We start from the raw sequence: 12,627 nt of genomic DNA, 5'->3' as shown, positions 1-12,627 counted from the left end.
TGCGCGACGCCAGGCCCGGCAACGGCGCTATGACGCCCGGCCGCGCCGGTTGCCGCCGGCGCGCGACGACGCACCGGCCACCGGCGCATCCGCCGCACGCAGGCTGTCGGCGATCGAGAACACCCATGGCCGCATCGCCGCCAGCATGCCGACGCTGCGCCGGCGTTCGCGCGGCAGGCTGACGTCCGCGTCGGCCGCCTCGCGGAACTCGACCACCAGCCGCTCCAGCTTGCGCCGCAACGCGGCGATCGACGCATCGCCCAGCTCGCGCACCTCCAGCGCCAGCAGCGCCTCCTGTGCGGCGAATGCGTCCTGCATGAATTCGCGGCTGGCCGCGCCCAGGTATCGCGCCCGCACCGGGCCGTCGTCGCGCCAGGAGAAGTCGCGCGCGACCCGCAGCCGCACGCGATCGCCCGGCAGCAGCTCGATCAGGCCGACGCCGTCCAGGCGCGCCAGCAACTGCAGCAGTTCGGCAGGCGCCATCGCGTAGTCCGCCGCGATCGCCTCGCTGCGCCAGCCCTGGCACAGCAGGTGGAACACCATCATCAGGCGCGGCGCATCGGCCAGCGCCTGTTCCTGGCGCAGGGTCAGCAGGCGGCGCGATTCGCGGGTGGCGCTGGCGGCGCGCGCCAGTTCGAAGAAATCGATCTCCAGCACCTCGCAGATCCGCTCCAGGCGATCCAGGTCCATGCGGCCGGTCGACAGGATGCGCTTGATCGTCGGCTCCGACACGCCGACCGCGGCTGCCAGGTCGGCATAGCGCCAGCCGCGCTCCTTCAGCAGTTGCTTCAGCGCAGCGAGCAAACGTTCGCGTTCGAGCATGGACGCGGCATCCTGTGGAATGCGACGCAAGGTATCACAAGGCAATACTTCGATTTTCGCAGTTGCGCAAGACGATACCGACCTGCATGGTCGCCCGGCCTTCACCTTGATCGCCGCCCATGTTCCCCGACACGCTCCCGCGCGAACACCTGCTCAACGACGTGCATTCGCGGCTCAATGCCACGCCGGTACGCCTGCTGACGCCGACGACGGTGCGCGACGCCGCGGCGATGGTGCGCGCCTGCGCCCGCGCCGGCCGCAGCCTGATCGCCGCCGGCGCGCGCCACGCGATGGGCGGGCAGCAGTTCCTGTCGCATGGCCAGGTCCTGGACACCTCGGCGCTGGACCGGGTGCTGGCCTTCGATGCCGAGCGCGGCCTGCTGACCGTCGAGGCCGGCATCCGCTGGCCGGCGCTGCTGGACTGGCTGCGCCGGCACCCGGGCAACGCGCGCGGCTGGACCATCCGGCAGAAGCAGACCGGCGCCGACGACTTCAGCCTGGGCGGCGCCTTCGCCGCGAACGTGCATGGCCGCGGCCTGCGCTATGCGCCGTTCGTCGAGGACGTCGAGTCGGTGCGGCTGATCGATGCGGCGGGGCGCAGCATCGACGCGAGCCGCGAGCGGAATCCGCGCCTGTTCGCCCTTGCCGCGGGCGGCTATGGGCTGTTCGGCCTGGTGGTGCAGCTCACCCTGCGGCTGACCCCGCGCCAGGTGCTGCAGCGCCGCGTCCGCCTGCTGCGCGTGGCCGGCCTCGCCCAGGCCTTCGAGCAGGCGATCGCGGCTGGTGCATGCCATGGCGATTTCCAGTTCGCCATCGATCCGGCCAGCGACGACTTCCTCGATCTGGGCGTGCTGTCGTGCTATCACCCGGCGCCGGGGCAGCCGATCGACGCGCCATCGCACCTGAACTCCGCCGACTTCGCCGCGCTGCTGCTGTTGGCGCATACCGCCCCGTCGCGCGCCTTCGACGCCTACGCCGCGTTCTACCTGGGCACCGATGGCCAGCGCTACCACTGCGACAGCCAACAGAGCGGCGTCCATCTCGGCGACTACCATGGCGCGGTCGACCGGGCGCTGGGCCATCGCGGCTCGGAGATGATCACCGAGCTCTATGTGCCGCGCGCCTGCCTGGCCGGGTTCATGGCGCGCGCCGCCGCAAGCCTGCGCCGCTGCGCCGCGCAGCCGATCTACGGCACGGTGCGCCTGGTCGAGGCGGACCCCACCAGCGTGCTGTGCTGGGCACGGCAGAATTGGGCCTGCATCGTGTTCAACCTGCATGTCCACCACGATCCGGCGGGCATTGCCGCCGCGCGCGAGGCATTCCGCGCGCTGATCGACGATGCGCTGCACTTCGGCGGCAGCTATTACCTGACCTATCACCGCTGGGCCACGGCCGACCAGTTGCAGGCCGCACATCCGCGCCTCGACGAGTTCCTCGCCGCCCAGCGCGAATGCGATCCGCAGGGCCTGTGGCGCAGCGACTGGTACCACCACATCGCCGCGCTGCGCAGCTGACATGGCGCGCCTGTCCACCGCACAGGTACTCGCCGCGGCGGCGGTGCTGCAGGCGCGCACCGGCGCCGATGGCCCGGCATGGAATGCGCGCGTGGCCGAGGCGTGCCTGCGGCACGGTGGCGGGACCGGCGCGCGCCTGCTGCAAGCGCTCGGCACGCGCACGGGACGCGGCCTGCTGCGGCTGCTGGAAGACGCCATGCTGCCGGGGATCACCGCACACTACGCATGGCGCAAGCGCCGCATCCGCGCCTGGGTCGAACAGGCCTGCGCCGATGGAACGGGACAGGTCGTGATCCTCGGCGCGGGCTTCGATGGGCTGGGCGCGGAACTGGCTGGCGGCGCCGCGCAGCCACGGGTCTACGAAGTCGACCTGGCGCCCACCATTGCGCTGAAACGCCGCGCCCTGGCGTCGTTGCGGTTCGACCAGCCGCGCCTGCATTTCGTCGCGTGCGATCTGGCGCAGGCAGCGCTGCCTGCGGCACTCGTCGGCGCGCCGCAGTTCGATCCCGACGCCGCCACGCTGGTGATCGCCGAAGGCGTTGTGATGTATCTGCCCATCCCGGCGGCGCTCCGGCTACTGCACGGACTGGCCGGATTGCTGCGGCAGGCGCGCTGCATCGCCACCGCGATGCAGACGCGCGCCGACGGCCGCGCGGATTTCGTCCTGGCACGCCCCTGGCTGCGCCATTGGCTGCGCTGGAACGGCGAGCCGTTCCGTTGGGGATGCAGCCGCGCGGCGTTGCCCGGGGCGTTGCGGCGGGCCGGACTTGCGATGGACGCGCTGGCGGACCCCGACGACCAGGCCGACCCGGATCCGTGTCCGGGAGAATGGCTGTTCGCCGGCACCCTCCTGCCCGGTCCGCCGCCTGCGCTTGGCCGCTGACGCAGGTGTTCGCCAGCGCCTGCATGCCTGCCCTCGTCTGGCCCTTCACCGCCCCGCGCGCTACGCTTCTCTTCCCTGTCCAACGACGCAGGCGTCGCCTCGCGCGCCGCGTACGACCTTCGATGACCATCCCCGCGCAACGCGATTTCACCCTGGAACCCGCCGACACCGAACGCCTGGCCAACCTGGCCGGTCCGTTCGACGCGCACCTGCGCCAGATCGAACTGCGCCTGGGCGTGGAGATCTCCAACCGCGGCAACGTGTTCCGGATCACCGGCCCGTCCGGCGCGGTCGCCGCCGCCGAGACCTTGCTGCAGGCCCTGTATGCCGAGGCCGACAGCGTCGTGTTCGACGACCAGGCCATCCACCTGCGCTTGAACCAGGCCAACGTGGACCTGGTCGCCGAGCGCGCCTACGCGCCGCAGGAGGTGGCGATCAAGGTCAAGCGCGGCACCGTGCGCGGCCGCGGCGCCAACCAGGCCAAGTACCTGCACCAGATCGCCACCCACGACATCAATTTCGGCATCGGCCCGGCCGGCACCGGCAAGACCTTCCTGGCGGTGGCCAGCGCGGTCGAGGCGCTGAACGAATCGCGTGTGCAGCGGCTGATCCTGGTGCGCCCGGCGGTGGAAGCCGGCGAGAAGCTGGGCTTCCTGCCCGGCGACCTGAGCCAGAAGGTCGATCCCTACCTGCGCCCGCTGTACGACGCGCTGTACGAGATGCTCGGCGTGGAGAAGGTGGTCAAGCTGCTGGAGAAGAACGTCATCGAGATCGCGCCGCTGGCCTACATGCGCGGGCGCACGCTCAACGACGCCTACGTGATCCTGGACGAGGCGCAGAACACCACCATCGAACAGATGAAGATGTTCCTGACCCGGCTGGGCTTCGGCTCCACCGCGGTGGTCACCGGCGACCTGACCCAGATCGACCTGCCCAAGCACGTCAAGTCCGGCCTGCGCGACGCGATCGAGGTGCTGCACGAGGTCGACGGGGTCAGCTTCACCTTCTTCGAAGCGCGCGACGTGGTGCGGCATCCGCTGGTGGCGCGCATCGTCACCGCCTACGAAAAGCGCGACCTCACCGACAAGGTCACCGGCCCGGCGGCATGACCCCGCGCTGGCCCGGGGTTGCACTGGCGGCCCTGCTCGGCATGGCCTGCAGCCATTGCGGCCTCGCCCAGGCCCAGGCGGCGATGCCGGCGACGCCACAGCGCATCGCCCTCGCCCAGACCATGGCGCCGCCCTGTGTTTCGGTCAGGGTCGAGCAGGCGACCATCAGCCTGCCCGGCGCCGAGCTCGAACGCGCCGCCGACGCCCGGCGTGCCTCCACCACCGCGCCGAAAGACGACGAGCGACAGCGCCTGGCCTGGATCGCTGGAGGACGTGCGCAGGCACTGCTGGCGGCCGCCGGCGACGCACGCGACCGATTCGGCTGCGCCGTGGTCGAAAAGGCGCGGGTACCCACCGATGCCCTGTATTTCGTGGGCCAACTGCTCGAACGCGGACAGGCCGCCGTGTGGACGAACGCGCCGCCGGGCCTGGCGCCGGCGCTCGAGGTCAGGCGCAACGACCCGCACTGCCGGCACGACCCGATGGGCAGCGTGTCCTATCGCGTCGCCGGCGGCGGGCCGCCACTGCTGATGCTGGTCGAATGCGTCACCTGATCCGGCGCCATCCCGGCCAGCAGCAGTGGCACTGACTTGCCTGCGCAAACCTTGCGGGTGACCTTACACTGCTCTCATATCCCGCACAGGAAGTGCCCATGCTCCGTTGTTGCTCGCTGCTGTCCGTCTGCCTGCTGGCCCTGGCACCCGTCGCGGCATCCGCCAAGCCGAAGCAATCGCCGGCGCCATCGCGCCCCTACATCGAAACCAGTTACGTGATCGCACCGAAGACGGTGGGCGCGTTCACCCTCACCCGCAGCAAATACGACCCGGCCGCCAAGCTGGCTGGCGCCGGCTTCCACTACGCCATGGACGACCATCCGGAACTGGCGATCGATGTCTTCGTGTATCCGATCGGGCGGCAGGATCCTGCCAGGGCGCTCGATGACGGCTTGGTCGCCTTTCGCCGCGACCTGTCCTCGGCGGTGACGCATGGCACCTATTCGCGGTTGGACGAACTGGACCACGCACCGTTCGCGCTGGGCGGCGACACCTCCCCTCCATCGCAGCGGGCCAACGACATGGATGCCGCGGTGCTCGCGGCCATCGCCGAAAGCGAGCGCACGGCTGGGGAAAGACTGCGGCTCAGCATGCAGTTGTCCTCGACCGGCATGCCGCTGTTCTCCAACGGCTACCTGTTCTACAAGCAGCTCTACTACTTCAAGGTCCGCGTGTCCGCAGCGCGGGACGGCATGACGCAGGAGGGCTTCGACGCGCTCGCCGACCGGACCGCGCGCACGCTCGTGCCGGCCATCGAGGTGGCCAACGTCGGCGGCTGCGCGGGCGCGACCATCCACATCGACGTCAACGATCCGCCCGAGCAGCGCGTCGCGGCGCTGGTCCGCCAGGCCAGGACCCAGATGGGCTTCAACTGCCATGGCTCGGCCAAGGACGCGGGCATCGATGGGCATGCCGGCACCGCCGAGGTGATCGAGATCGCCTACGCCGCCGGCGACTGGACGTCGCGGTGAAGCGCCACACGCGCGATACTGTCGGCTCCTGTCCGCTCTGAAATGCCGGTATCGCCATGACCAAAGGTCCGGTCCACCTCGACGTCGGCGTCAGCTACGCCCTGCCCCGCGCCGGATTGCCGGCGGCGACGAGCTTCCGCAAGTGGGTGGCGGCGGCGCTGAAGGGCCGCATCCGCGAAGCCGACCTGGCGATCCGCCTGGTCGACGCCAAGGAAGGCCGTGCGCTGAACCACCACTACCGCGGCAAGGACTACGCCACCAACGTGCTCAGCTTCCCGGCCGAGCTGCCCGAAGGGCTGCCCAAGGGCGTCAAGCTGCCGCTGCTCGGCGACCTGGTGATCTGCGCGCCAGTGGTGGCGCGCGAAGCCGCCGAACAGGACAAGCCGCTCAACGCCCACTACGCGCACCTGACCGTGCACGGCGTGCTGCACCTGCTCGGCTGGGACCACGAGGACGACAAGGAAGCCGAGGCGATGGAGCAACTGGAGCGCGAGATCCTGGCCGACCTGGGCGTGGGCGACCCCTACGCCGGGGAACGCTGACACCTGCCGCACGCGGCGCATTTTTCGACATTGGAGTGGACACGGATGTTCGAACCAGCACGACCCGCACAGCGCCAAACCCGCCCGCACCCAGCGCGATGGCATGGCCTCGCCGCGGCCCTATGGGGCACCGGCCTGGCCGCTTCCGTCTATCTGGGCCTGATCCGTCCGGCACCGCTGTTCGCCGGCAGCGGCAGCCTGCCCGAGCAGGTGCTGCCCTGGCTGGGCGGGCTGGCCGTGCTGGTGGTGGCGACCACGCCCGGCGCCTGGCGCTGGCTCTACCGGCGCCGGCAGCGGGATGCAGGCGCCGGCCCGGTGCGCATCGCCGCCCATCCCGGACGGGTCGCGCTGCTGTTCCCGCTGTCGGTCGGCGCCTGGCTGTGTTGCCGCCAGTTGCATGCCCAGGTCGACAGCGGCGGGACATTCGCGGCGCTGTCGGTGCTGTACCTGGCCAGCGCGCTGCTGACCGTGTCCAGCGCGCGGCAATGGCTGGTCAAGCGCTGGCGCGGGCGCTAACGTTGCCGCGCGGCCGCCGTGCCGCGCCACTCCGTTCCCCGGCCCGAGGTCCAGCGCGTTGATCCGTCCATCGCTCGTTCTGCTCGCGCTCGCGTGCGCGCTGCCCGCGGCTGCCGCTCCCGCCTCCGCACCCGCCATCGACCTGCCGGCGCTGCTCGAATGCCGCCAGGGCGTGGCCGACTTCGCCGCGCTGGGGCCGCTGCTGGCCGATCCGCTGAAGGCGGTGGCGCAGGGCTGGCGGCCGCTGCCGCAGTCCAACCTGTTCATGAGCGAATACGAGCTGGTGCGGCCGATCCAGGTGTTCGGCCACAGCACCAATCGCATCGCCGTGGCCGGCGCCAGCGTGATGGCGATCCTGGACCTGGCCGACCCGCGCCCGCTGGCCAAGCAATTGCAGCTGGAAGCGGCGGTGGACACGCCGGAGAAGGCGATGTTCGGCCGCGAGCTGGTCAGCCGCGACGTGACCGACCCGAAGACCGGCGAGCCGATGATCGAATCGGTCATCCTCAGCCTGTCCACGGTGAAGTCGCATCCGGGCAAGACCCTGGCCGGCTGCAGCTACAGCCTGGACCTGCCGGAGGATCCGGACGCCGCGCCGGCGCCGGACCCGCTGCACACGCCCGCCAGCGGCGGCTGAACCCGTGCCCGCGCGCCCCGCGCCGGCCGCCGGCGGCGTCGCGGCTCTGTCCCATTGGCCCTGCTAGACTTGCGCACATCGCCCGGCAGACCGGGTGCCGTATCCACAGAACATGTCAGAAGACGACTCTAGTAGCTCCCCTTCGGAAACCCACGAAAAACGCCGCGGCTGGCTGGAACGGCTCAGCTCGGTCTTCTCCGGCGACCCGCACACCCGCGACGACCTGGTCGAGGTGCTGCGCGACGCCCAGCACGACGGGCTGATCGCCGCCGACACCCTGCGCATGATGGAAGGCGCGCTGTCGGTGTCCGAGCTCACCGTCGGCGACGTGATGATCTCGCGCTCGCAGATGGTGTCGCTGCCGGTGGAATCGCGCTTCCTCGACCTGATGAAGCAGGTGGTCGAATCCGGCCACTCGCGCTTCCCGGTGCATGGCGAGAACAAGGACGACATCCTCGGCATCCTGCTGGCCAAGGACCTGCTGCGCGGCGTGGTCGCCGACCACGGCCCCGGCACGGTGCGCGAACTGCTGCGCCCGGCGGTGCTGATCCCCGAGTCGAAGAAGCTCAACGTGCTGCTCAAGGAGTTCCGGCTCTCGCGCAACCACATGGCGATCGTGGTCGACGAGTACGGCGGCGTCGCCGGCCTGGTCACCATCGAGGACGTGCTGGAGCAGATCGTCGGCGAGATCGACGACGAGCACGACGACGCCGAGGACGAGGCCTCGCTGATCGCCGCGCAGGCCGACGGCCAGTACGTGGTCGACGCGCTGACCCCGATCGAGGATTTCAACGAACGCTTCGGCGCCGACTTCTCCGACGACGACTACGACACCGTCGGCGGCCTGGTCACCGAGGCCATCGGCCACCTGCCGGAAACCGGCGAGGAACTGACCCTGGGGCGCTTCGCGTTCCGCGTGGCGCGCGCCGACGCGCGCCGGGTGCAGGCCTTCCACGTTACCATCCTGCCGCCCGACCCGCAGGAAGACGCTTGACCGCTCGCCCGCTGTCGCCGCTGCCGGCACGTCGCTGGCCGCAATGGCTGCTGGGCGCGCTGCTGGCCTGCTGCGCGGCGCTGGCGTTCGCGCAGGCCGGCAGTGCGGACCCGGCCGCGCCGCCCGCGCTGGCGCCCGCCGCCACCGCGGTGACGGTTGCCGGCCCGGCCAGCGACGACGCGTCGGCACCGGCGCCGCGGATCGGCGTGGCCACGATGCAGCCGGGCGAGGTGTTCTTCGAGCGCTTCGGCCACGACGCGATCGTGGTGGTGGATCCGCGCAGCGGCCAGGCCACCTCGTACAACTTCGGCTTCTTCGACCCCAGCGAGCCGGACTTCGTCAGCCGCTTCGCCGCCGGCGACATGATGTACTACCTGGTCGCCCTGCCCTTGCAGGACGACCTGGCGCAGTACCGCGACGCCGGCCGCGGCGTGGACATCCAGTGGCTGGACATGGAACCGGCGCAGGCACGCGCGCTGCAGCAGGCGCTGGCCTGGCGCGCGCGGCCGGAAAACGCGCGCTACCGCTACGACTACTACACCGCCAACTGCGCCACCATGGTCCGCGACGCGCTGGACCGGGCGCTGGACGGCGCGCTGCACGCGCAACTGTCCGGGCGTTCGCGCGGCAACACCTACCGCAGCGAATCGGTGCGCCTGGCCTCGCCGGCGCCGTGGATGTGGCTGGGCTTCGACCTGGGCCTGGGCCCGTTCGCGGACAAGCCGCTATCGCGCTGGGAAGAGGCGTTCGTGCCGATGCGCCTGGCCGAGAGCCTGGGCGAGGTGCGCAACCGCGCCGGGCGCCCACTGGTGCAGGCGCGCCAGCAGCTGCTGCCGCAGCGGCTGCCGCCGGAGCCGACGGAACAGGCACGGCACTGGTGGCCGTGGCTGCTGGCCGGGCTGCTGGTCGCCGCCGGCGTGCTCGCGCTGGCGCGGCGGCCGCGCGCGCTGGCCGCGCTGGCGCTGCCGTTCTGGCTGCTGTGCGCGCTCGGCGGCGGCGTGCTGCTGTACCTGTGGGGTTGCAGCGACCACCGCGCGGCCTGGGCCAACCGCAATCTGCTGCTGCTCGACCCGCTGTGCCTGCTGCTGGTCGGCGGCGCCATCGCGCAGCTGCGCGGGCGCCGGCCCGGACGCTGGTTCGGCGTGCTGCTGTGGTCGGTGGTGGCCCTGGCCGGCGCGGCGCTGCTGATCCATTGGCTGTCGATGCTGCAGCCGCAGTTCAACCTGCAATGGATCGCCCTGCTGCTGCCGGTGCATGCGGCGCTGGCCTGGGCGTTCACGCGGCGCCGCTTGCAGCGCTGATCCCGCCCGCGCACGATTCCCGCCCATGGCCTCCGTTCCCGAAAATCCCGCCTGCGTCATCAATTGCGTGCACTACGACGGCCACGGCCGCCGCCACGACATCGCCCTGGCGCAGATCAGCGACGTGCTGGCCGGCGACGACGGCTTCGTCTGGGTCGGCATGTACGAACCCGCCGACGACGTGCTGCAGCAGCTGAAGGAAGAATTCCAGCTGCACGACCTGGCGATCGAGGACACGCGCAAGGCGCACCAGCGGCCCAAGGTCGAGGCCTACGGCAATTCGCTGTTCCTGGCCGTGCACACCGCGCAGGTGATCGACGAGCGCATCGTCTACGGCGAGACCCACGCCTTCCTCGGCGCGCGCTTCCTGCTGACCGTGCGCCACGGCGCGTCGCTGCCGTACGCGCCGGTGCGCGAACGCCTGGAGCGCGAGGCGGCGCTGATGCAGCTCGGCCCGTCCTACGCGCTGTACGCGGTGCTGGACTACATCGTCGACAACTACCAGCCGATCCTGGACGAGTTCCGGCAGAGCCTGGAGCGCCTGGAGAAGGACATCTTCGCCGAGGCCTACCGGCGCGACACCGCGATCCGCCTGTACGAACTCAAGCGCGAGCTCAACCAGATGCGCCTGGGCGTGGCGCCGCTGCAGGACGTGCTGGCCCACCTCAAGCGCAACCCCGGCCCGCTGATCCCCGACGAAGTGCGGCTGTACGTGCGCGACGTGCTCGACCACGCGGTGCGCACCAACGAGGCGATCGACACCCTGCGCGAGATGCTGGGCACCGCGCTGAGCGTGAACCTGTCGCTGGTGACCCTGGCCCAGGGCGAGACGGTCAAGCGCCTCGGCGCCTGGGCCGCGCTGCTCGCGGCCCCGACCCTGATCACCAGCTGGTACGGCATGAACTTCAAGCAGATGCCGGAACTGGAATGGCCCTGGGCCTACCCGCTGATGGTCGGCGGCGTGGCCGCGGTGTGCCTGGGGCTGTATGTGGCGTTCAAGCGGGCCAGGTGGTTGTGAGCCGGGATTCGGGATTGGGGATTCGGGATTCGCAAAAGCGGGGGAGCTGGCCATCTGAGAGAGAGGACGTGATGGCCCAGGTTTGAAGCGCTGCGATAGGAGCCTTGGGACCACGCGGTTTCGCCCAGGCGTCGGGATCCGCCGTTGCGAATCCCCAATCCCGACTCCCCAATCCCGGATTCAACCCACATACACCGACTTGATGTTCATGAACTCATGAATGCCGTGCTCGGCCAGTTCGCGGCCGAAGCCTGAGCGCTTGATGCCGCCGAACGGCAGGCGTACGTCGCTCTTGACGATGGCGTTGACGAAGGCCGCGCCGCACTGCAGCTGGCGGGCGACGCGCTCGCCGCGCGCAGGGTCGGCGCTCCACACGCTGCCGCCCAGGCCGAAGCTGGTGTCGTTGGCCACGCGCACCGCCTCGGCCTCGTCGGCCACGCGCAGGATCGCGGCGACCGGGCCGAACAACTCTTCGTCGTAGGCCGGCATGCCCGGCACCACCTTGTCCAGGATCGAGGCCGGATAGCCGGCATGGGTTCCGCTGTCGGGCGCGCCGCCGAGCAAGGCCACCGCGCCCTTGGCGAGACTGGCCTGCACCTGCTTGTGTAGTTCCTCGCGCAGGTCCTGCCGCGCCATCGGCGCCAGCGTGGTCGCGTCGTCCTGCGGATCGCCGAGCCGGCGCTCGGCCGCCGCGGCGACGAAGCGGCGCACGAAGTCGTCGGCGATCGCCTCCACCACCACGAAGCGCTTGGCCGCGATGCAGGTCTGTCCGGCGTTGTCGAAGCGCGACTTCACCGCCGCGGCCACGGTGAGGTCCAGGTCGGCGTCGTCCAGCACCACGAAGGCATCGCTGCCGCCCAGTTCCATCACGCACTTCTTCAGCTGGCCGCCGGCGTTGGCGGCGATCGAGCGGCCGGCACGCTCGCTGCCGGTCAGGGTCACCGCGGCGATGCGCGCATCGCGCAGCACCTCGGCGGCCTGGTCGTTGTCGATGTGCAGCACGTCGAACACGCCGGCCGGCACGCCGGCGGCGGCGAGCGCGGCGTGGATCGCGTCGGCGCAGCGCGGCACGTTGCTGGCGTGCTTGAGCAGGGCCACGTTGCCGGCCATCAGCGCCGGCGCCAGGAAGCGGAACACCTGCCAGATCGGGAAGTTCCACGGCATCACCGCCAGCACGCAGCCCAGCGGCTCGTAGCGCACGTAGCTGCGCTGCGCGTCGGTGGCGATCGGCAGCTCGCGCAGGTAGTCGGCGGCGTGCTCGGCGTAGTAGTCGCAGGCGTCGGCGCACTTGTCGATCTCGGCCAGCGCCTCCTTGCGCAGCTTGCCCATCTCCGCGGTCATCACCCGCTGGATCTCCTCGCGGCGCGCGCGCAACTGCGCGCCGACCTGGCGCAACAGCGCGCCGCGCTGTTCCAGCGGCGTCTGCGCCCACGCGGGAAAGGCCTGCGCGGACGCGGCCAGGCGCCGCTCGACGGCGGCGGCATCCATCAGCTCCAGGCTGTATTCGACCTGGCCGGTGGCGGGATTGACGGTGTCGTAAGGCATCGCGACGGACTCCTGGAAAAAGTCCGCCCAGCCTAGCGCCGCGAAGGTTGCGGCGGCGTGGCGATGCGGCGATCGCGATGGACCGCAGCGTTCTGCGCTGGCCGCTGCCGGTGTAGGGATTTTGTGGGAGCGACTTCAGTCGCGACAGGCCTTCCCGGTAACGCCCGTCGCGACTGAAGTCGCTCCCACAACAAGCGGCAGAGCACAAAGACCCGGTTCGA

Annotated in this window: 13 protein-coding genes; 11 read left to right on the top strand and 2 right to left on the bottom strand. The window is 70.8% G+C overall.

Going from position 1 to position 12,627, the window contains the following annotated elements; genetic code table 11:
- Positions 1–27: 27 nt before the first annotated feature.
- Positions 28–822, bottom strand: a complete 795-nt coding sequence (locus AB3X10_RS08965) for a helix-turn-helix domain-containing protein (protein ID WP_369980865.1) — start codon at positions 820–822, stop codon at positions 28–30.
- A 119-nt stretch (positions 823–941) separates the two neighbouring features.
- Between AB3X10_RS08965 and AB3X10_RS08960 the strand changes: the two genes are divergently transcribed.
- The 11 genes from AB3X10_RS08960 to AB3X10_RS08910 all read left to right on the top strand — a co-directional run bounded on the left by AB3X10_RS08960 (position 942) and on the right by AB3X10_RS08910 (position 10,861).
- Positions 942–2,336, top strand: coding sequence for an FAD-binding oxidoreductase (locus AB3X10_RS08960; protein ID WP_369980864.1), 1,395 nt, complete (start codon positions 942–944; stop codon positions 2,334–2,336).
- A gap of 1 nt (position 2,337) precedes the next feature.
- Positions 2,338–3,219, top strand: coding sequence for a class I SAM-dependent methyltransferase (locus AB3X10_RS08955; protein WP_369980862.1), 882 nt, complete (start codon positions 2,338–2,340; stop codon positions 3,217–3,219).
- A gap of 122 nt (positions 3,220–3,341) precedes the next feature.
- Complete coding sequence (locus tag AB3X10_RS08950; protein WP_369980860.1) at positions 3,342–4,328, top strand: PhoH family protein; 987 nt, start codon at positions 3,342–3,344, stop codon at positions 4,326–4,328.
- A complete protein-coding gene (locus AB3X10_RS08945) occupies positions 4,325–4,882 on the top strand; it encodes a hypothetical protein (RefSeq protein WP_369980858.1) in 558 nt (185 codons plus the stop codon). Before AB3X10_RS08950 ends, AB3X10_RS08945 begins: the two co-directional genes overlap by 4 nt.
- Positions 4,883–4,980: 98 nt before the next feature.
- On the top strand, positions 4,981–5,853 hold the full coding sequence (locus tag AB3X10_RS08940; protein ID WP_369980856.1) for a hypothetical protein: 873 nt from the start codon (positions 4,981–4,983) through the stop codon (positions 5,851–5,853).
- 56 nt (positions 5,854–5,909) lie between these two features.
- The gene (gene ybeY, locus AB3X10_RS08935) at positions 5,910–6,395 is read left to right on the top strand and encodes an rRNA maturation RNase YbeY (RefSeq protein ID WP_369980855.1); all 486 of its coding nucleotides are present in this window, start codon (positions 5,910–5,912) and stop codon (positions 6,393–6,395) included.
- Between the two features lie 45 nt (positions 6,396–6,440).
- The gene (locus tag AB3X10_RS08930; RefSeq protein WP_369980854.1) at positions 6,441–6,911 is read left to right on the top strand and encodes a hypothetical protein; all 471 of its coding nucleotides are present in this window, start codon (positions 6,441–6,443) and stop codon (positions 6,909–6,911) included.
- 58 nt (positions 6,912–6,969) lie between these two features.
- The gene (locus AB3X10_RS08925) at positions 6,970–7,548 is read left to right on the top strand and encodes a hypothetical protein (RefSeq protein ID WP_369980853.1); all 579 of its coding nucleotides are present in this window, start codon (positions 6,970–6,972) and stop codon (positions 7,546–7,548) included.
- 112 nt (positions 7,549–7,660) lie between these two features.
- The gene (locus tag AB3X10_RS08920) at positions 7,661–8,542 is read left to right on the top strand and encodes an HlyC/CorC family transporter (protein WP_145705814.1); all 882 of its coding nucleotides are present in this window, start codon (positions 7,661–7,663) and stop codon (positions 8,540–8,542) included.
- Between the two features lie 80 nt (positions 8,543–8,622).
- On the top strand, positions 8,623–9,843 hold the full coding sequence (locus tag AB3X10_RS08915) for a DUF4105 domain-containing protein (protein ID WP_369981740.1): 1,221 nt from the start codon (positions 8,623–8,625) through the stop codon (positions 9,841–9,843).
- A gap of 25 nt (positions 9,844–9,868) precedes the next feature.
- Positions 9,869–10,861 carry a magnesium and cobalt transport protein CorA gene (locus tag AB3X10_RS08910; protein ID WP_369980852.1) on the top strand — a complete coding sequence of 331 codons (993 nt, stop codon included), beginning with the start codon at positions 9,869–9,871 and terminating at the stop codon, positions 10,859–10,861.
- A 180-nt stretch (positions 10,862–11,041) separates the two neighbouring features.
- On the opposite strand, the gene AB3X10_RS08905 is transcribed toward AB3X10_RS08910, so the two are convergent.
- Positions 11,042–12,406 (bottom strand): NAD-dependent succinate-semialdehyde dehydrogenase, encoded by a 1,365-nt coding sequence (locus tag AB3X10_RS08905; protein WP_369980850.1) that lies wholly within the window; start codon positions 12,404–12,406, stop codon positions 11,042–11,044.
- Between the last annotated feature and the right edge of the window lie 221 nt (positions 12,407–12,627).

Source organism: Xanthomonas sp. DAR 80977 (assembly GCF_041240605.1).
GTDB classification, from domain to species: Bacteria; Pseudomonadota; Gammaproteobacteria; order Xanthomonadales; family Xanthomonadaceae; genus Xanthomonas_A; species Xanthomonas_A bundabergensis.
Note: the sequence above shows the minus strand (reverse complement) of the source record. Positions and strands in the feature narration are given on the sequence as shown.

Excerpts from the sequence above, each read along its gene's own strand:
- AB3X10_RS08905 (WP_369980850.1), bottom strand. The coding sequence starts at position 12,406 with ATGCCTTACGACACCGTCAATCCCGCCACCGGCCAGGTCGAATACAGC.
- ybeY (WP_369980855.1), top strand. The coding sequence starts at position 5,910 with ATGACCAAAGGTCCGGTCCACCTCGACGTCGGCGTCAGCTACGCCCTG.
- AB3X10_RS08950 (WP_369980860.1), top strand. The coding sequence starts at position 3,342 with ATGACCATCCCCGCGCAACGCGATTTCACCCTGGAACCCGCCGACACC.
- AB3X10_RS08945 (WP_369980858.1), top strand. The coding sequence starts at position 4,325 with ATGACCCCGCGCTGGCCCGGGGTTGCACTGGCGGCCCTGCTCGGCATG.
- AB3X10_RS08930 (WP_369980854.1), top strand. The coding sequence starts at position 6,441 with ATGTTCGAACCAGCACGACCCGCACAGCGCCAAACCCGCCCGCACCCA.
- AB3X10_RS08965 (WP_369980865.1), bottom strand. The coding sequence starts at position 822 with ATGCTCGAACGCGAACGTTTGCTCGCTGCGCTGAAGCAACTGCTGAAG.
- AB3X10_RS08920 (WP_145705814.1), top strand. The coding sequence starts at position 7,661 with ATGTCAGAAGACGACTCTAGTAGCTCCCCTTCGGAAACCCACGAAAAA.
- AB3X10_RS08960 (WP_369980864.1), top strand. The coding sequence starts at position 942 with ATGTTCCCCGACACGCTCCCGCGCGAACACCTGCTCAACGACGTGCAT.
- AB3X10_RS08955 (WP_369980862.1), top strand. The coding sequence starts at position 2,338 with ATGGCGCGCCTGTCCACCGCACAGGTACTCGCCGCGGCGGCGGTGCTG.
- AB3X10_RS08940 (WP_369980856.1), top strand. The coding sequence starts at position 4,981 with ATGCTCCGTTGTTGCTCGCTGCTGTCCGTCTGCCTGCTGGCCCTGGCA.
- AB3X10_RS08910 (WP_369980852.1), top strand. The coding sequence starts at position 9,869 with ATGGCCTCCGTTCCCGAAAATCCCGCCTGCGTCATCAATTGCGTGCAC.